The following is an 18,081-nucleotide window of genomic DNA, read 5'->3' as shown; positions in this document are numbered from 1 at the left end:
GCCTTTTAACCAATCTTTATCCATCTTGCAATGGAGAATAAAAAATAATTAAGGACTCGATCTTCGAAAAGCTAAAACAAGACTTTACCTCTTCATGGAATGTACTTATACTGCCTACTTCAAGCGAAACGTTACCAGAATAATATACACAGCATCTGCTAAAGGTATGATTTTTGTGTAAAGTTGATCATTATACCTTTCAGAGAATAAATTGTGGATACATACTATGATACAAGCGACTTCACCCAGCCACCCTTGGAGTATCAAAAAACCGACAGCCCTCTTAGTCTTAGCAGATGGAACCGTTATTGAAGGCAAAGGAGCAGGTGCTACAGGTATAGCTGAAGCTGAAGTGTGTTTTAACACCGCCATCACAGGCTATGAAGAAATCCTCACAGACCCGTCATACACACAACAAATCGTTAATTTTACTTTTCCTCATATAGGAAATGTAGGGGCAAATAGCGAAGATATTGAAGATCTCTCTCCTCTCAATTGTCATGGTGCTGTTGGCGCTATTTTCAAAGCAGACATTACACATCCCTCAAATTATCGATCCAATGAAAATCTTCATCAATGGCTTAAAACGCGTAAAATTATTGCACTTTGTGGTATTGATACACGTGCACTCACAATTCTTATTCGTGAAAAAGGTGCACAAAATGCTGTCATTGCACACGATGCTAATGGAAACTTTGATATTCCTTCTTTAAAGAAACGTGCGCAAAAATGGCAAGGTCTCGTCAATCTTGACCTTACGAAAGACGTGACATCTCAATCATCAATGCAATGGAATGAAAAACCATGGAGTTGGAATAAAGGATACGGTACAAACAATGTGCACAATCTTCATATCATTGCAATTGACTACGGTATTAAACGTAATATTCTTCGCCTTATGGCAACACAAAAAGCACGCATTACTGTTGTGCCTGCTCACACAACTGCAAAAGAAATTCTGGCAATAAACCCTGATGGCGTTTTTCTTTCTAATGGACCAGGAGACCCCGCAGCTACGGCTCAATATGCCATTCCAACAATCAAAACATTAATTGATCATAATTTACCAATTTTTGGAATATGTCTTGGTCATCAACTTCTCGCTCTTACGGTTGGTGCAAAGACCGTGAAAATGCACCAAGGACATCATGGTGCCAACCACCCAGTTAAAGACCTTAACACTGGAAAAGTTGAGATTGTATCGATGAATCACGGTTTTGCCGTAGATTCTTCCTCTTTACCACAACATGTTCAAGAAACACATATTTCTCTCTTTGATGGTTCAAACTGTGGTATTCGAATCATTGGAAAACCTGTTTTTTCTGTTCAATATCACCCCGAAGCTTCTCCTGGACCACAAGATAGCCACTACCTCTTTCAGCATTTTAGTGATCTCATTATGAATTATAAAAAAATATCTTAAAATAAAAAGCCTCACCTTTTAACTTCTCTCCTTTAAATTATATCATCTTCCTACGCACAATTATATTATTTTTATACCTACAACTTATTGAATAAATATTCTTATTGATCATTCTAAAACTAAAAAGAGCGCTCTGAATAGCTTAAATTTTTCTCATTCCTCTCCTCTTAAGGTCGTATCCATCAAAATCATTGGTTTCTCCCCCCAAGCAAGATAAGTGGGTCGATAAAAACCATTTTTAAAAAGAGTAAAGTGCCTAATATTCAAATAAGCATTTGATTCACAATACAATTTTAAGCATTCTATTGTGCATGAGAAACATAATCCCTCCTAAAGAATAAAAAAATTAAAGTGTGAGACAGTGCAACAAATCTCTACTTTTTAAAAGATATTGCCGTAGATGGTTTTGAAAACTGTAAAGTCGAATAAAAAAGTAATCGCAAAACAGAAAACATCTTTTCAATTTTACAACGTTATATTCTTCCAAAATGAGGTTGTCTTTCGATTCCAGAAATGATGCCAACAAATATAAGCAATATTTTACTTCCAATTTGCCATATAAAATTTGGAATTGTTCATACAATACTGATACATCTAACTCAGATACGTTTTAATCTTTTTTTTTTCAATATGCTGCTACATTAGCACTGGATATTAATTTGCAAGCAATAGAAAAAATACGGTCTCCCCTATACAAACAATATCACAAAATAAAAAAATTATTTTCACTAAATGAGAAGGATATATCGATATTCTATACAACACTTTGTGAAACAAATATCACAAAAAACTTTCTGCCTATAAAATGATACATTTTGTTTATCTTGTGCATTCTCTAGCAAAATAGTACGTACCAGCCCCTCTCAACAAATTAACGTACCCGCAAGACAAAAATAACTGTCGCAACAACAAGAAGAAAAAAGCCTCCAACAAAAGGAGCACCAGAAAAATAAAACAGTGCATTTTTATCTGTAAAACATTCAAAAAGAAACACATAAAAAACAGAACCAAATGTTAAACTCAACGAAATAACAGATGTCATCGCTCCTTGCAGTTCTCCTTGTACATTTGTCGGTACCTGCGCTGAAGCAATAGCACGTATAGGTGCATGAACAAGATACTCAAGCATAGTACACACACAAACCATATAAACCATCCACCCCTGCGTCGCAAATGTATAACCCAGCATAGCAACAGAGGCAAACAAAAGCCCTACTATAACAATATGCCAATCACTCCATCGTTTAGAAAAATAAGGCAAAATGAGAGCGACTACAATAAATTGGCCTATCCCAAAAACACTATAGGAGAGTCCAATAGAAAAAGAACTCCAATCATAGCGTTCTTTTGCAATGAAAGCCCAAATGCTTAACCATACAGATTCCGCAAACCAATAAAGAAAAAAGACCAATAACACCCAAAGAACCATCGGGTATTGTTTCAGATGCCAAAAAGCACCTAAGGGATTTGCCCGCTTAATATCAAAAAAGCGCCTATTCCATAAAGAAAGGGTTTCTGGAAGCATAACCCAAGAAAAAATAAAATTAATGAGTGAAAAACCAACAGCAAAATAAAACGGAATACGCGGACCAAACTGACCTAAAAAACCACCAATAAACGATCCTAAAATAAACCCCAATGCGGATGCAATGCCTAACAGACCAAAATTGCGTGTACGGGTTTTATCATCAGATATATCCGCAAGATAAGCTGTACAAGTTGCAAAACTAGCGCCACTTATCCCTGACAAAAGACGCCCGATAAATAACATAGAATAGCTCCATGCTATAGCACATATGAGATTATCAAGAGCAAAGCAAATAATAGAGAGAAGCAAAATAGGACGACGACCATAACGATCAGAGAGATTGCCAATAACAGGAGCAAACAAAAACTGCATCACTGAATAAGCTGCAAGTAATTTTCCTCTTTCTACAAAAGATGTACTGACCTCTTTTCCAGTTAATTGAGAAAAATATTCAGGCAAAACAGGACAAATGATCGCAATACAAAGAATATCTAACAATAAAGTGATGAACACTAAAACGAGCCCACGCTGAACAAATTTCGGATTGAGCATTTGGTCTGGCATAACATACACACTATTTTACGCATACAATGACTCCCCCGCTCTCTTTTAACTCCCGTTTCCTTTTAAAAGTATTCTATACCGTATACTTTTCACATACAAAATAATAACAAAGTAAAAATTTAAGTAAGAGTCAAGATAAAACTATAAAATTACGTTTTAATTGGTATATATTTAATTGCTATCTCATTGTCAAAGAATAAAAATTTTTTTGCATTATACGAACAAAATATTTGTGCGACAAACTCATGAACAAAATTTCATGAAACACAAAGTATTTCCAATAGTTTTAGAGACATTATGATGAATTTTATCAGACATCGTTTCCCCCTCTCATCCCACCGTTTTCAGGAATCTCAATTCCATCAGATACGTTAGATATACTATAGTAATTGAAACCTTTTAAAAGATAAGCTCTTAAAAAATTTTCTTACCCTCAGAATATGCTATAAGGTTAAAGCAGCATCACCAGAATAGCTTAACAACGTAAAAAGCTCATCATATTTTTAAAAGTATTTATTTGACAATAATTTTGATTAAAAAATAAGTATATTATAGAGAAAGTTCTTTAATTCTATAATCTTAGAAAATATTCATATCGCTTGCAATTTGTGGAACTTTATTTTATCTTTATATTCATTGATACTCTTAATGATTGTATGCTACCATTAAATCTAACGATGATCATGATAAGCATTTAAAAAAATAGCACTTTTAGAAATAGTTCGTCATGAATTTTTAATTCAAAAATGGTGTATAAAATGCGAAAAATATCCCTATTAATTCTCATATTAATGTTGGTAACAGGATGTGATGTTCAGGATTCTGATTCACAAGAGAGTATTTTAGAAAATAAAATAAAAACACAACAAACAACCAACGTAAACCTAGATCCCTATACTCTAAATAAATTAAATACTCTTCTCAAAAAACGTTCAGAAACAAATTATCAGGAAAAAGGGGCACTAATTGACTTTCTTTCTGAAGCTTTTTTAGGGACACCTTACCAAGCAAATATGTTACATGGCTCAGAAAATACACCAGAAAAACTGATTATTGACTTTAGAGGCTTAGATTGCTTCACTTATCTGGATTATGTTGAAGCATTGCGCAAATCAACATCCCAAACAGAATTCATAAATAACGTCATAAAAACGCGTTATATTAACGGTAATGTTGATTTTTTAAATCGGAAACATTTTTTTACGGATTGGGCTTATAGAGAATATAAACTCGCCACTGATATTACCGCTGAAATAAGTCCCCATGCGGTAAAAATAGAAAAATATCTCAACAAAAAAGCTGATGGTGAAAGCTATCTACCTGGGTTGCCAGTTGTGAAACGCACGATAACGTATATTCCAAGTAACTTTATTAATGAGGAGGTTATAGGTCGTTTACAGTCTGGTGATTTCATTGGTATTTATACGAAACTTGCTGGATTGGATGTAACACATGTGGGCTTCTTTATCATGACAGATAAAGGGCCAATGTTAAGAAATGCTTCTTCACGAAAAGAAAACGAAAAAGTCGTTGATTCTCCTTTTATGAATTATGTTGAAAAAACACCAGGAATCATTGTTTTAAGAGCTCTTGAATAACATCATAGCGATATGAAATATCTTCTCTATTCTTAAAATATATACTGTCGTTATTCAGGTAAACATCTAACTTCGTTCAAGCTATACGGATACAATATATTTGTTTACAGTTTTAAGAGAAAAAAGTCGTTTTGATCTAACTTTGTTTATAGGTATGACAAAATCATTTTTGGAGAAATCACGGATTTGTAATCACTTTTACTGGTTGAAAGATTAAAGACAGAAAAGACTCTATTATAGTATCACGCTTTCCTTTCATATTCTCAACCAAGAGTTATCTTTAGATTACCGCTAATCTGATCTTTACGAATATAACGCAAAAAACACAAACGAACGTTTGTAAAAATAAGTAAAAGTAAAGCCAGATATGTTTGGTGTTGTTTCATAAAGTATTTTATAAAAATTCAATCTACCTCTCTAATTTATTGCATATAAATTTTTGACTGTATAGCATTGTTTTCCTTATAAAGTCTTTGCTTTTTGTTATTGTCTATCAATTAAAATAGCTCTAATGTAGAAGCATATTTATGATTAGGATGCACCAATACTGTACGAGTCCTTGTAAAATTTTGATGCCAGATTGGAATGAAAATATGAAAGCATCAATTAAAACCAGTTTCTATCTTTAGCATCATTCTTTAGTTCAGCTTTGCGATTTTCTACAGCAACGACAATAATATCCTTCAAAGAGTAGAGACATGAGCATTATTTTTTTTCATTCTTTAATGAGTCCCCATCCTTCATGCAATAAAGAACACTCTAAACAGAATCCATTGTATCGATAAAACAATACATTTATTAGCAACAATAATGATGATTAATCTATGATCACAAACTTTAAAACCCTATTCATAACTTTTATATAAAATTTATAATTAAATCTCATTAAACTTATTACGAAGGCTTCACTCCTCTTCGCCCTAAGAGACGAAACATCTACTCCTGAAAGTCTGTAAACAATCCGTTCTCTTAAGTGGATTTAAGCTGCTAACCATTTCATGAGATTCACTTACAAAAGAATACAGCGGTAAGTCCTATTTTGAATATTTACTCCATACTCTAAAAACACTTAATAGATCAATTTTATATGCCTTATCTCACCACACCTTAAATGACAGTGTTTTAACGAAATAGAATAAATCTTGCCTTAAATACTCTGTTTAACCTTGTATACTTGATTGATGCAAAAATAAAATGAACAAAAGAGCATCATCGTATTTTCGAAAGGTATGAATCGCTCCATCATAAAAAAACAGTCCTTATAACATAACAGACAATTTGAAAAAATCTTTTTATATAAAAGGGATCACCGTTGTACCAGGAGGCAATTTTGCCTCATCTTCAGGCTCGACATGAATAGAAATACGCACATTATCAAATTCTTTTTGAAGAACAGCTTCGATTTTATCACAAATTTTATGTGCTTCTCCTACCTGCATTATAGCAGGCACAACCAAATGAAACTCTATAAAAGTAACCCTCCCAGCAACACGCGTCCGTAAATCATGGACCTCAAGCGCACCCGATGCATTTGCAGAAATCAGCTCCCGAATCCGCATGCTTTCATTCAATTCAACGCCAACATCCATTAATCCCTGAACAGCACTTCTAATCACCTTCCAGCCCTGTAAGAGAATATTAACGGCAACGATTATCGCTAAAATTGGATCTAAAGCTCCCCATCCTCCGACAAAACCAGCAATCAAACCAATTAAAATTGCAAGCGACGTAAAAACATCAGTTATAAAATGTACTCCATCAGCTTTAAGAGCCGGTGAGCGATGGAGTTTTCCCTGCCCAATAAGAACCATTCCCCACATACAGTTTATGACAGTTGCAATAAGATGAATAGCAAGCCATATTCCAGGCTTCTGCAACAATTTAACGGTAGAAAGAGCTATCCATGCTTCTCTTAAAATAACAATTGCCGCAATAATAATGAGTACCCCTTCAAGAATTGCGGAAAAATATTCCGCTTTATGATGCCCAAAGGGATGATCATGATCTGCTGGCTTCATACTCACTTTAACAGCCCACCATGCTGCTAATGACGCAAGAATATTAACGATTGATTCCAATGCATCAGAATAAAGTGCAACCGAACCTGTGATGTGATATGCCCAATATTTCAAAGCAAAAACAATACACGCAATAAAAATAGAGTATAAAGTTAAGCTTTGTATATTGATTTTTACATCCATGAACCTCATCCTTTTCTTCACGAAATAGGGAATTAATATTTTCAACCATATCATGATACTTTTGGCATAACGACGATCTTTCCTCAATATTACAGAAGCTTCATCATACAATAAACGCCTCAGCTCACCATTATTATCGTAAAAACTGCTCAGTTACACGAACAGCACCAATAAATAAAGAAGAGAGAAAATAATAGAAAGAAGAGTTTTCCCAAGAGCAATCAAACACATAACCTTCATTATTAATCGTTTTCTGAATAACTTAAAGCCATCTCACTTCTCATAAACGAAAAACTTGTTTTTGCTCAAATCTATCATGATCATGCATTATTTTTCAGTCTTATGATGTGCATTATAACCCATCTATAAGCCATCTTTGCACCTTAGAAAAAATATCTTAGCACTCTACGGTAATCTTACAGGTCAATAGGATTTTAAAATATGATTTACTAAAAAATTTAGATATAAAAAGAAGAACAATGATTACCCTCAAAAAAAAGAATCTGGGCATTGGGGACCCAGATTCTTTTCCCTTAGAAATTAAGGGCATACAGAACTTGGGAAATAGCGGGGACCCAAGACACTGCACCCGATACAAGAAAAATATATGATTCCGTATCAGTATTTTTACATTATACCTATGGTTGTATATTGTCAACATAAATTCTACCATAAGTTTTAAGAAATATTTTTTTATCTCTTCTTTTTAAATAAAACAAATTCTAACATCTGGAAATCATAAGAAAAAAGCACTAAAAATCTCGCATGCATTTGAATATCATAACAATCAATGAAACAGATGATCCACGCCTAAAAGCCTATCATAATATCCGTGAAAAAGATCTTGTTGGACGGCAACATCAATTTATTGCTGAAGGCAAAGTAACATTGTCCGCATTACTACATTCGAAAGAGTTTTCTGCCATCTCACTGCTCATCGTAGCAAACCGTCTCTCTGGACTTCTACCGCTTTTAGAAAAAACACAGCCTCTATGTCCCATTTATTGCGTTCCACAAAAAGTTATGGATAATATCACCGGCTTCCATGTTCATCGTGGTGTTCTGGGTATTGGTAAACGCAAAATACTGCCACCCTTACAAAGTTTTTTACAACATCTTCCAGAAAAAGCTTTGATTCTTGTTTTATGTGGTATCTCGAATCACGATAATATGGGATCAATTTTTCGTAATGCAGCAGCCTTTGCCAGTAATGGCATTATTGTCGACAAAACCTCATGCGATCCACTTTATCGCAAATCAATAAGAGTGTCTGCCGGCGCTGCTTTAAAAGTACCCTATACGCAAAACGCTGATATAGATGACATTATAGCTGCTCTAAACGATGAAAACTTTCATCTTTATGCACTCTCCCCTTCTGCCTCACACACTCTCAAGCAAGCCAACAAAACCAAAAGAATGGCACTTATTTTTGGAACAGAAGGCGATGGCTTACCACCCCATATACTACAACAATCAAACACCTTACGTATTCCCATGACTGACGGTTTTGACAGCCTTAATGTTGCCACAGCCTCAGGTATTGCACTTGCTCATTTTACCAACTTTGACCACTAAAGATGATAACACTTCAAGTTATAAAACATACCCAATGTTGTATGTTATCTATCAGTCTCCAATAATATTGCCGTTCCCTAGCCTTTGAAAGCATTGATAAAAAACATTTTTACATTTTCTTTATCATCACTTTCCACACCCTAACCCCGCTTATGACGTGTAAAAGATATAATTTTGATGGATTCAATCATAAAACAAACTTTCAATGAGAAAATCTTCCGGAAGTCTCTCATTCAAGTTTAAGATTAAAAAATATCATTATAAATCAATTTACTATGCTTTATAAAGCTGTTGTTTTTAGTTCTGAGGAAACAGAATCTTTTGTTTCGAGATTACATAAAACGCGCTTCAACATCATTTCAGTATCGGCTGCACGTTCTGAATGTGTTACAAATCCTCCCCCAAGAATACGCGCCTCATGACCATTTCCATCATAAAGAACGCAAGCTTGCCCTGGTGCCACACCATTTTCACATTCCAATAAATCAACGGAAAAAATACCTTCTTTATAATGTAAGCGCGCAAGGTGAGGAGGACGCGTTGAACGCACCTTTACAGCCACCTCAATACCTTGAGAAGGGAAATTATCTAACGACTCATCACCAAGCCAATTCACATCACGTAAAAAAAGCTTATGCGTTTCTAACATTTCACGCGGTCCAACAATAACACGTGCATTTTCCACATCGAGATAAACCACATAAAGCGCTTCACCCGTTGATACCCCAATACCACGACGTTGACCAACCGTATAATTAACAATTCCCGAATGTTTACCTAAAATCTTTCCATCAATATGGACAATAACGCCAGGATTAGCTGCTTCTGGACGCAGTTTTGCGATAACATCTGAATATTTTCCTTGTGGAACAAAACAAATATCCTGACTATCATGCTTATTGGCAACCACAAAGCCCATTTCTGCTGCCATTTCACGAACGCGGGCTTTTGGAAGGTCACCAAGTGGAAAACGCAAATAATCAATCTGTTCTTGTGTCGTTGCAAAGAGAAAATAACTCTGATCACGATCATTATCGAGAGGACGAAAGAGTGCTCGATGCGCTCCGTGGGAACGCGAACGAATATAATGTCCCGTAGCCAAAGCATCTGCTCCCAATTCGCGTGCCGTTGTTAATAAATCAGCAAACTTAACCGTTTGATTACATGCAATACATGGTACTGGGGTCTCTCCATGAGCATAACTTTCTGCAAAAGGATCAATAACAGCTTCGCGAAAGCGCTTTTCATAATCAAGAACATAATGCGGTATTCCTAGTGTTTCTGCAACGCGGCGTGCATCCTCAATATCTTGTCCTGCGCAACACGCCCCCACCCGATGCGTTGCTTCCCCATGATCATAAAGCTGCAACGTAATGCCAATAACATTATACCCTTCCTTTTTCAAAAGACCTGCAACAACCGATGAATCAACCCCACCCGACATTGCAACAACAATGCGAGAATCCTCAGGTTGTCCTGGTAAATCAAGACTGTTTAAAAACATGTATTCATTCTCTATTTAATGCTCTGTTTAATGGCTAGCCATATGTTGACATTCTGATGCACGCTCTTTAGCACTTTTACACGATTGATTGCCTTTATATTATTTTTTTATCCTTTCCACAACCATAGGCATTACTTTCTTAAAAGCTGCTGCAAACAAAAAAAGAATGATAGAAATAAGGCATAATGGTAATCGTTTAGGAGAAAACCTTTTTTCTCTTTTGAAAAATCCGGTAAAATATTGCAAGAATCTCTTCTACACACTTCAACTTGAGCTTCTTTTTACATACCCAATCACTTTATTAATTTTTTCTTTCAGCGCTTTTAGCTCTTTTTTAAATTTCATGCTCTATAAACGAATCAAGTCCTTGACTAAAGGTAGAGGATACGAATGAGCAACTTGATAAAAACACAAATGAAATATGTTATTGGGCCAGATGGAAGTCCGCTTACAATTGCCGACCTACCGCCGCAAACAACACGGCGCTGGGTGATTCGTCGCAAAGCTGAAGTTGTTGCGGCTGTCAGAGGTGGATTGTTAAGTCTTGACGAAGCGTGCCACCGTTATACTTTGACCGTAGAAGAATTTCTTTCATGGCAAAGTTTAATCGATGAACACGGTTTAGCGGGATTACGAACGACCAAGATTCAACACTACAGGCATTAAGTTGCCATTGATTAATAACATAAAGCAATCTATAAAACAGCCAAACTTGATAAAAGTTTGGCTGTTTTATACTATATCCAAAAGATAAACCTGAAAGAATGGATTTTTCAATAATTGCTTTTATCATCCAGCCATTAAATTAGCCAACCATTGAATTAGATTGAATCAAAATATCCTTATCATCCGCAGCAATCTTCTTTTCTCGTGCTTCCAAAAGCTGTGCACGTTGCAGCTCTGTATTAGCTTCATGGAGAGCAATTTCAGCATTTGTTTTTTGAAGTTCTAAATCACGAATTGAATTGATCAGATTATCACGTCTTTGCCGCGCTGCACGCGCAAAAGCAGAATAAGCAAAATGGTGAACATCATTGTTTCCAGATTTACGTTCTTCATGAGTAATCTGTGCTTCCAACTCTAACACCATTCGTTCAAATTCTGCGATCATCATCTCAAGCTGTGCAATTTCACGGCGCTTTCCACGCACTTGAAACATCCTCAATCGCACCATATTTTCTCGTGGCTTCATACTCACTACTCCTTGATTGCGCCAACTCAAAACTCGCATTCACACCCAATAAATATCTTTTAGTTATATATCTATCCGACAAAAACAGTCTATTAACTTGAAATTATAATAATTTTTGCCTTGCATTAAAGCATCTGAAAATACAATCTGCTTTAAAGAGCAATAACTATTTCTTTAACTTTTCCCCCATTATAAACTGAAGAGGTTTAAAGCTCAGTAAATAAACACTGAAATTGTAAAAAAGTAATTTATAAAGCTCTTTTACAAATTTTTTTAAGTTAAAGTTTATAGAAAAAGCCCTCCTTTTTTATTATGTTAAAAAATATAGGATTTTTCTAAAATAATTTTGTAGCCTCTTTCAAAAATAAAAATATTTTGTTAACCACTATCATGGATAGTGGGGAATTTAGTAGTGATTGTTACGCGTACTACTGAAATGTTCATAAACGCTTTGTTATAAGTGTTTGATTTAATGAATTGTTTTTATAACAGTGGTTTTGCTAACTGATATAAAATAGAAATGCTCCTTATGATTCGTGAAGGAGCAAAGTGAGGGATCTAAAATGCGCGTATTATTAATTGAAGATGATAGAGCAGTTACTCAAAGCATTGAGTTGATGTTAAAGTCGGCTAACTTTAATGTTTATATCACTGATCTGGGTGAAGAAGGTATCGATTTAGGAAAACTCTATGATTATGATATCATTTTGCTTGATCTGAATTTGCCTGACATGTCAGGGTATGATGTCTTGCGGACTCTAAGGTTAGCAAAAATAAAAACTCCTGTCTTAATCCTTTCTGGTATGAATGCCATTGAAGACAAGGTTCGTGGTTTTGGCTTTGGAGCAGACGACTATATGACGAAGCCTTTTCATAAAGATGAGCTCATTGCACGTATCCATGCAGTTGTTCGTCGTTCAAAAGGACATGCACAATCGGTTATTGTTACCGGAGATCTCACCGTTAACCTTGACACAAAAACTGTCGAAGTTGCAGGGCGCCCTGTTCATTTAACCGGTAAAGAGTACCAAATGTTAGAGCTTCTCTCTTTACGCAAAGGTACCACCCTTACCAAGGAAATGTTTCTCAATCATCTCTATGGTGGAATGGATGAACCAGAACTAAAGATTATCGATGTTTTTATCTGTAAATTGCGGAAAAAATTGGAAGCAGTCTCTTCTAGTGTAAATTACATTGATACAGTTTGGGGACGTGGTTATGTATTACGTGATCCAGTTGAAGAGAACGTACGAAAAACCGCTTAAGCAGTGAACATGCACATTGTAAAATCTCGGAGTGTAGCGGGCCGAGATTTTTTCCCGAGATCTTTTCTCTGTTAAAAATAGAAAACTCGCACACCAAAAATCTCATATAGAAAGCGCTTAAAGCTTAAGAAGTAACCACACCAAATTTACACATATAACCTTATCGCTCATAAATTCAATCGAAGCCACTTTTCCCAACACAGCTTAAGCGCTTCTCTCTTATTCAAAGCTTTTTTATACTTTCTAAAACAATACAACCATCACTTTCATCAATATTTATTTTCATCTCTGTCATCTGAGCAAGTAACATTGTGTAATAAAATTGGATGACATGTGCATCAACAAGCTCTTCTTGAACTTCTCCACGGAATAACGCAAGAAAATGAGGGGGTATACGGAGAGTTCTACCGAAAACCTCAAATCGAAAAGAACGTTTATTTTCTTCTTGCAAAATCATAACAACAATTTCACCACCACGAGAAACTGTTGCATTTGCAATCAATAATAAATTAAGCAAAAGTTTAACTTCATCTTTTTCTAACAATAAAGAAGAAGCTTGCCATTTTAAAGTTGCTTTTTCTTCTTTCATATATTGTTGAGCAACCTGCTCTGCAGCCCGTGTATCTATTTGTCCTCCACTTGCACCAGCAAAACCAAAAGCCAATCGCGCAAATTGTAGACGTGCAGCAGCACTTGCAACGGATAAACGCACCAATTGTAAAGCATCTTCTTCAGCTCCTCCTTCATCATAAAGCTCCATTGCATTTTGAATAGCCCCCACAGGTGAAATCAAATCATGGCAAATACGACTACAAAGCAAAGCAGCAAGATCCATAGGCTTCAAAGAAATATCTAACGTCATAATGATTGAAAACTCCTAGATTCAAAAAAACAAACTTTATTTTAAAGAAAAACTCTTAACATCTGATGCATAATAGGAAATATTAACAATCATGCTAAAAAAATCAGAAATAATTTCAAGAATTTAAATAACCTTATATCTTATTTTTTATTTGAATAGAATGAAAATTCTAATATTATCTTTTTGTTTATCACTAATAAAAGGAGAAAACTCCATGGCTCTCTCTCTGCTCAAATACTGGTACAAAAATATTATATCTTTAATCTTCCTTTTATTCATCACCATAAACACTACACAAGCTCGACTAAAACCAATAGAGCAAAACGAACCTCATTATTCACTCCAAGAAATTATTGATTCTGGTCATATTTTTTTTTGGAAAAACAGCCAGTGGTCTGGCTGTTGCAATTCAAAATATTTTTTCAAAATACGGTTATCCCAATGCCTATATTTTAGGAGAAGAAGCTTCTGGTGCCTTTTTTGCTGGATTAACCTATGGCGAAGGAATGGTTTTTACCAAAAGCTATGGTCAACATAAAGTTTTTTGGCAAGGTCCCTCAGTAGGATGGGATTTTGGCGGCCAAGGCTCCCGTTTAATGATCTTAGTTTACAATCTTAATGGCATAAATAATTTATGGAGACGCTATGGTGGTATTTCAGGTTCGGCCTATTTAATTGCAGGTGTTGGTTTTCATGTCCTAAAATACCACAATACCTTGTTAATCCCAATACGTACAGGAGTCGGCGCACGCCTTGGTATCAATATAGGATATTTAAAATTAACACATAGACCGACATGGAATCCGTTTTAAACGGTTTCTTATTTGAAAAGGGGTATTATGCTTATTCAATCATTTCTTTTTTTATACTTGGAGTTGCTTTCACTTCCTGGTTACTGGTGCTTTTATCTCCTTTTATTTGGCGTAAAGCCGTTCATTTTGCGTATAAAGATGTTTGTGCGAAAATGCCATTATCACTCGCGGAAATAGAAGCAAATCACGATTTTCTTCGTGCACAACATGCTGTAGAATTAGCAAACAACCAACAAAAGTACGAATTTTTGCAAAAAAAATATGTCCAACAAAAAATACAACTGAGCCAAGTAACAGAACAATTTTATCGGCTATGCCTCCCCACAAAAGATACTCTCACCAAAGAAGCGATAGCAATCAAACAAAATATCGCCACACTATACACTTCCAAAGGAAAGACAAATGATGCGTGAAAAAGTCGCACACTATCAGCAACGCTTACAAAAAATCCAAACTCATGAGCTGGACACGACCGCCAACCACCAATTGCTAGAAGAACTCCGAGAAGAAACAAAAGAACTTGCAGCAACATTGGCAGCTCAAATAGCGCTACAAGAGGGGAATACATCACCCATCAACACATTGATTCAAAAATCCAAAAGCAAAAATGACCTAGCATCACGTATTCGCCAAAAAATAACTTTTCTCTCCAAAAGCCCTGTTAAATAAGTTATCTTTTAAAACACCTTAAATGAAGAGTAAAATCAACAAAGGTTCATTGTAACTTTCATAACCCAAATCCTTTTTACTAAACGTGACTTTTTTGCTAAGCTAAAGGACAAAGTTTCTTAGCCCATACCGTTCTGTTAAAAAATATCTTCTTGTCTAGAAGCTTCACTTTCTAATCATATCACCGCTCTAAAGGACAACATTTCATAGGTCCTAGAAAGGAAATAATACCAAAACATTGGCCACACACTCTAACAAAAAATACCTTCTAAGATGGATCACCAATAAAGCTTTGACCATAATTTTAAGGATAAAAACACGCTCTCAAGAGTGATAAAAATCTCTTATTTTTTTGATAATCATATCCTGATCCGTTTGTGTCAAGTAAGGATGCATTGGTAAACTTAAAACACACTCTCCTAAAGACTCTGAAACAGAAAGGGAATCTTTTACATAAGGGAAGTGTTTATAAGCTGGCTGTTGATGTAAAGGAGTTTTATAATAAATCATTGTAGGGATAGAATTTTTTTGTAAAAAATCTTTTAATTTATCCCGTTCTTTTACCTTAATCGTATATTGTGCATAAGCAGAACGAATATTTTCTCCTATTTCTGGAACTGTAACAATATCTCTTAAGCCATTGGAATAGCGTTGAGCAATTTCTACACGCTTTTCCATTTCATCTTCAAAAATCGCAAACTTTTCTAGTAAAATTGCAGCCTGAATGCTATCTAGGCGCGAATTCATACCAATACGTACATTGTCATATTGCGTTTCACCTTTACCATGAAACAAAATAGAGCGTAAAAGTTCTGCAAAATGATCATCATTGGTCATCATAGCGCCTCCATCACCATAACATCCTAATGGTTTTGCAGGATAAAAACTTGTAGCAGCCACATCACCAAAAGCACCACACATAGTATTATCGCTTCTCCCCCCCATAGATTGAGCAGCATCTTCAATTACAAAAAGATTTTCCTTTGCAGCCACTTGAGCAATTTGCACATAGTCAGCAGAAAGCCCAAATAAATCAACGGCAATAATAGCCTTTGGCTTTAGACGTCCCTCTTTTTTTACCATTTCGATAGCGTGAGAAAGTTTTTCAACATCAATATTGAATGTATCAGGTAAAACATCGACAAAAACAGGTTCAGCCCCCACCAAAGCAACCACTTCAGCCGTTGCTGAAAATGTAAAACTAGGACAAAAAACAGCATCCCCTAGACCAATATTTTTAGCCATAAGAGGCATCTTCAAAGCATCTGTTCCATTAGCACATGCAATCACATGTTTAACGCCAAGATATTCTGCCAATTTCTCTTCAAATTCTGTTACTTTTGGCCCCAAAATATACTTACCACTAGCGACTACATGCGCAATTGCAGAATTAATTTTATCTTCAATACGCGCACGCTGCGCCCCAAGGTCGATGAATTGCATATTAACTCCATTGATCATCACAAGAATGCAAAAGCGCTACCTATCTCTTTTATCTATCATAATTGACATCAGCAGCTGTTAAAATCCGTAAAACAGCAACAGCATCATCACCATTTGTACGAGGTGATTGACGCGTTTCAATACAATGAAGGAAATGCCGTAATTCGCAAGTAAGCGGCAAATCTTCACAAACATCAATGTAATTCAGCTCATCCATGCTAAAAGCCCACTCTTGATTTTCTTTCCAAACGGCAAAATGGTGCATTGCCAATTTACGACTCCACGGTTCCATATCATCAAAAACGAGTATAGCCTTTGTTCCAACAACAGTTAAACGCCTCTCACGATAAGAACTCAAGCGTGAAGTAAAAAGATGACTACGCACACCATTTGGAAAAATCATATGAATATGAGAAAAATCAGAAATCTGATCAACGACAGCAGCCCCCTCACCGCGAATTTCGGAAGGTTCACATCCTGTCAACGCCAAAATCATTGAAAGATCATGAGGGGCAAGATCCCATAAAGCATCACTGTGTGTGTGAAATTTTCCAAAGCCTAATCTATGAGAATAAATATATCGCACATCTCCCACATCTCCGTTTTTCACCAATTCACACATTTTTTCAAAAGCTGGATGAAAACGCAAAATATGGCCCACCATAAAAACTCGCTCATAGGCCTCAGCCTCCTGAACTTGGCGTTTAGCATCAGAAACATTCAAGGCTATTGGTTTTTCCACCAAAACATCTTTACCATTTTTAACAGCACGGAGCACATTTTGCGTATGCAATTGTGGCGGCAACGCTAATACCAGCGCATCAATATCTCGATGAGTAAAAAGATCATCTGGTGTAACAACCTCTACACCATACAGTGTTGCAAAACTAGCAGCACGATCATTATCAATATCAGAAACTGCTGCTAAAGCCCCGAGAGAGTGGAGTGTCCGTATATGATTTTCACCCCAATGACCGCATCCTAAAACCGCTACACGTGGCACCATTTTCATGCCTTACCTTACTTTATCATATGAAAATTACACTTTTACATATCGAGGATAAAATAGAATGACAAGAGAAAAGCTTAAAAACGATGCTTGACATCTTACTATTCTACCCCTTATATCCGCAAAAGATGTAATTATTGACAATTATGATTGCTTATTTTGGCGGAGTAGCTCAGTAGGTTAGAGCAGAGGAATCATAATCCTTGTGTCGGGGGTTCAAATCCCTCCTCCGCTACCATTACTTTTTTATTGTGTGTGTAGTTTGCCAGCAGTGTAGCTGTAGCTTGCCAGCAGGTTTTGTGTAGCTTGCCAGCAGGTTTTGTATAATTTGCCACTAGGTTTTGTACCAATTTATTTTTTTTCAAAGAGTTTTTAAGGTGTTCTCAAAGGGTCTTCAAAGACCTTTCAAAGATCATTTAAAGCCTCTTTTTCTTTT

At 35.8% G+C, this 18,081-nt stretch carries 14 protein-coding genes, 1 tRNA gene and 1 pseudogene; 9 read left to right on the top strand and 7 right to left on the bottom strand.

All coding sequences use genetic code 11. The features are described from left to right. Positions 1–226 precede the first annotated feature (226 nt). Positions 227–1,423 (top strand): glutamine-hydrolyzing carbamoyl-phosphate synthase small subunit, encoded by a 1,197-nt coding sequence (gene carA, locus ACFIMM_RS07415; RefSeq protein WP_375628787.1) that lies wholly within the window; start codon positions 227–229, stop codon positions 1,421–1,423. A gap of 871 nt (positions 1,424–2,294) precedes the next feature. Here the strand turns inward: carA and ACFIMM_RS07410 are convergent. After that, complete coding sequence (locus tag ACFIMM_RS07410; protein WP_375628786.1) at positions 2,295–3,515, bottom strand: MFS transporter; 1,221 nt, start codon at positions 3,513–3,515, stop codon at positions 2,295–2,297. 758 nt (positions 3,516–4,273) lie between these two features. On the opposite strand from ACFIMM_RS07410, the gene ACFIMM_RS07405 reads away from it, so the two are divergent. Next, positions 4,274–5,113, top strand: coding sequence for a DUF1460 domain-containing protein (locus ACFIMM_RS07405; protein ID WP_375638346.1), 840 nt, complete (start codon positions 4,274–4,276; stop codon positions 5,111–5,113). A 1,292-nt stretch (positions 5,114–6,405) separates the two neighbouring features. Here the strand turns inward: ACFIMM_RS07405 and ACFIMM_RS07400 are convergent. Beyond that, positions 6,406–7,314 (bottom strand): cation diffusion facilitator family transporter, encoded by a 909-nt coding sequence (locus ACFIMM_RS07400; RefSeq protein ID WP_375628783.1) that lies wholly within the window; start codon positions 7,312–7,314, stop codon positions 6,406–6,408. A 765-nt stretch (positions 7,315–8,079) separates the two neighbouring features. Here ACFIMM_RS07400 and ACFIMM_RS07395 point away from each other — a divergent pair. After that, the gene (locus ACFIMM_RS07395; RefSeq protein WP_375628781.1) at positions 8,080–8,889 is read left to right on the top strand and encodes a TrmH family RNA methyltransferase; all 810 of its coding nucleotides are present in this window, start codon (positions 8,080–8,082) and stop codon (positions 8,887–8,889) included. A gap of 280 nt (positions 8,890–9,169) precedes the next feature. Here the strand turns inward: ACFIMM_RS07395 and mnmA are convergent, their stop codons facing one another. Then, a complete protein-coding gene (gene mnmA, locus ACFIMM_RS07390) occupies positions 9,170–10,393 on the bottom strand; it encodes a tRNA 2-thiouridine(34) synthase MnmA (protein ID WP_375628779.1) in 1,224 nt (407 codons plus the stop codon). Between the two features lie 390 nt (positions 10,394–10,783). Between mnmA and ACFIMM_RS07385 the strand changes: the two genes are divergently transcribed. After that, positions 10,784–11,059, top strand: a complete 276-nt coding sequence (locus tag ACFIMM_RS07385) for a DUF1153 domain-containing protein (protein ID WP_273790817.1) — start codon at positions 10,784–10,786, stop codon at positions 11,057–11,059. A 139-nt stretch (positions 11,060–11,198) separates the two neighbouring features. Here ACFIMM_RS07385 and ACFIMM_RS07380 read toward each other — a convergent pair whose 3' ends face one another. Further along, positions 11,199–11,585 carry a flagellar export protein FliJ gene (locus tag ACFIMM_RS07380; protein WP_375606932.1) on the bottom strand — a complete coding sequence of 129 codons (387 nt, stop codon included), beginning with the start codon at positions 11,583–11,585 and terminating at the stop codon, positions 11,199–11,201. Positions 11,586–12,148: 563 nt separating this feature from the next. Here ACFIMM_RS07380 and ctrA point away from each other — a divergent pair. Further along, the gene (gene ctrA / locus ACFIMM_RS07375) at positions 12,149–12,850 is read left to right on the top strand and encodes a response regulator transcription factor CtrA (protein WP_273790819.1); all 702 of its coding nucleotides are present in this window, start codon (positions 12,149–12,151) and stop codon (positions 12,848–12,850) included. Between the two features lie 223 nt (positions 12,851–13,073). Here the strand turns inward: ctrA and chpT are convergent, their stop codons facing one another. Then, complete coding sequence (gene chpT, locus ACFIMM_RS07370) at positions 13,074–13,712, bottom strand: histidine phosphotransferase ChpT (protein ID WP_273790820.1); 639 nt, start codon at positions 13,710–13,712, stop codon at positions 13,074–13,076. 214 nt (positions 13,713–13,926) lie between these two features. Here chpT and ACFIMM_RS07365 point away from each other — a divergent pair. The 3 genes and pseudogenes from ACFIMM_RS07365 (at position 13,927) to ACFIMM_RS07355 (ending at position 15,193) form a co-directional block, all read left to right on the top strand. Then, positions 13,927–14,524: pseudogene (locus tag ACFIMM_RS07365) on the top strand (DUF1134 domain-containing protein). Next, entirely contained in the window at positions 14,509–14,937 is a 429-nt protein-coding gene (locus ACFIMM_RS07360) for a hypothetical protein (RefSeq protein WP_375692689.1), read from the top strand. Before ACFIMM_RS07365 ends, ACFIMM_RS07360 begins: the two are co-directional and overlap by 16 nt. Further along, entirely contained in the window at positions 14,927–15,193 is a 267-nt protein-coding gene (locus ACFIMM_RS07355; protein ID WP_375611955.1) for a hypothetical protein, read from the top strand. The genes ACFIMM_RS07360 and ACFIMM_RS07355 overlap by 11 nt, the downstream gene beginning before the upstream one ends. 324 nt (positions 15,194–15,517) lie before the next feature. Here the strand turns inward: ACFIMM_RS07355 and ACFIMM_RS07350 are convergent, their stop codons facing one another. Both ACFIMM_RS07350 and ACFIMM_RS07345 read right to left on the bottom strand, forming a co-directional pair. Further along, positions 15,518–16,636 (bottom strand): DegT/DnrJ/EryC1/StrS family aminotransferase, encoded by a 1,119-nt coding sequence (locus ACFIMM_RS07350; protein WP_375628772.1) that lies wholly within the window; start codon positions 16,634–16,636, stop codon positions 15,518–15,520. 49 nt (positions 16,637–16,685) lie between these two features. Further along, positions 16,686–17,642, bottom strand: a complete 957-nt coding sequence (locus ACFIMM_RS07345; RefSeq protein WP_375612035.1) for a Gfo/Idh/MocA family protein — start codon at positions 17,640–17,642, stop codon at positions 16,686–16,688. A gap of 164 nt (positions 17,643–17,806) precedes the next feature. Here ACFIMM_RS07345 and ACFIMM_RS07340 point away from each other — a divergent pair. Further along, a tRNA-Met gene (locus tag ACFIMM_RS07340) sits at positions 17,807–17,883 on the top strand. The last annotated feature ends 198 nt before the right edge of the window (positions 17,884–18,081 follow it).

This window comes from Bartonella sp. AP258QHHD (genome assembly GCF_042196145.1).
GTDB lineage: Bacteria > Pseudomonadota > Alphaproteobacteria > Rhizobiales > Rhizobiaceae > Bartonella.
The sequence above is the reverse complement of the archived record's forward strand: the minus strand, read 5'-3'. Positions and strand labels throughout refer to the sequence as shown.

Coding starts and splice junctions, on each gene's coding strand:
- ACFIMM_RS07345 (WP_375612035.1), bottom strand. CDS start 17,642: ATGGTGCCACGTGTAGCGGTTTTAGGATGCGGTCATTGGGGTGAAAAT.
- ACFIMM_RS07405 (WP_375638346.1), top strand. CDS start 4,274: ATGCGAAAAATATCCCTATTAATTCTCATATTAATGTTGGTAACAGGA.
- ACFIMM_RS07385 (WP_273790817.1), top strand. CDS start 10,784: ATGAGCAACTTGATAAAAACACAAATGAAATATGTTATTGGGCCAGAT.
- ACFIMM_RS07400 (WP_375628783.1), bottom strand. CDS start 7,314: ATGGATGTAAAAATCAATATACAAAGCTTAACTTTATACTCTATTTTT.
- ACFIMM_RS07350 (WP_375628772.1), bottom strand. CDS start 16,636: ATGCAATTCATCGACCTTGGGGCGCAGCGTGCGCGTATTGAAGATAAA.
- ACFIMM_RS07410 (WP_375628786.1), bottom strand. CDS start 3,515: ATGCCAGACCAAATGCTCAATCCGAAATTTGTTCAGCGTGGGCTCGTT.
- ACFIMM_RS07380 (WP_375606932.1), bottom strand. CDS start 11,585: ATGAAGCCACGAGAAAATATGGTGCGATTGAGGATGTTTCAAGTGCGT.
- chpT (WP_273790820.1), bottom strand. CDS start 13,712: ATGACGTTAGATATTTCTTTGAAGCCTATGGATCTTGCTGCTTTGCTT.
- ctrA (WP_273790819.1), top strand. CDS start 12,149: ATGCGCGTATTATTAATTGAAGATGATAGAGCAGTTACTCAAAGCATT.
- ACFIMM_RS07360 (WP_375692689.1), top strand. CDS start 14,509: ATGGAATCCGTTTTAAACGGTTTCTTATTTGAAAAGGGGTATTATGCT.
- ACFIMM_RS07355 (WP_375611955.1), top strand. CDS start 14,927: ATGATGCGTGAAAAAGTCGCACACTATCAGCAACGCTTACAAAAAATC.
- ACFIMM_RS07395 (WP_375628781.1), top strand. CDS start 8,080: ATGCATTTGAATATCATAACAATCAATGAAACAGATGATCCACGCCTA.
- carA (WP_375628787.1), top strand. CDS start 227: ATGATACAAGCGACTTCACCCAGCCACCCTTGGAGTATCAAAAAACCG.
- mnmA (WP_375628779.1), bottom strand. CDS start 10,393: ATGTTTTTAAACAGTCTTGATTTACCAGGACAACCTGAGGATTCTCGC.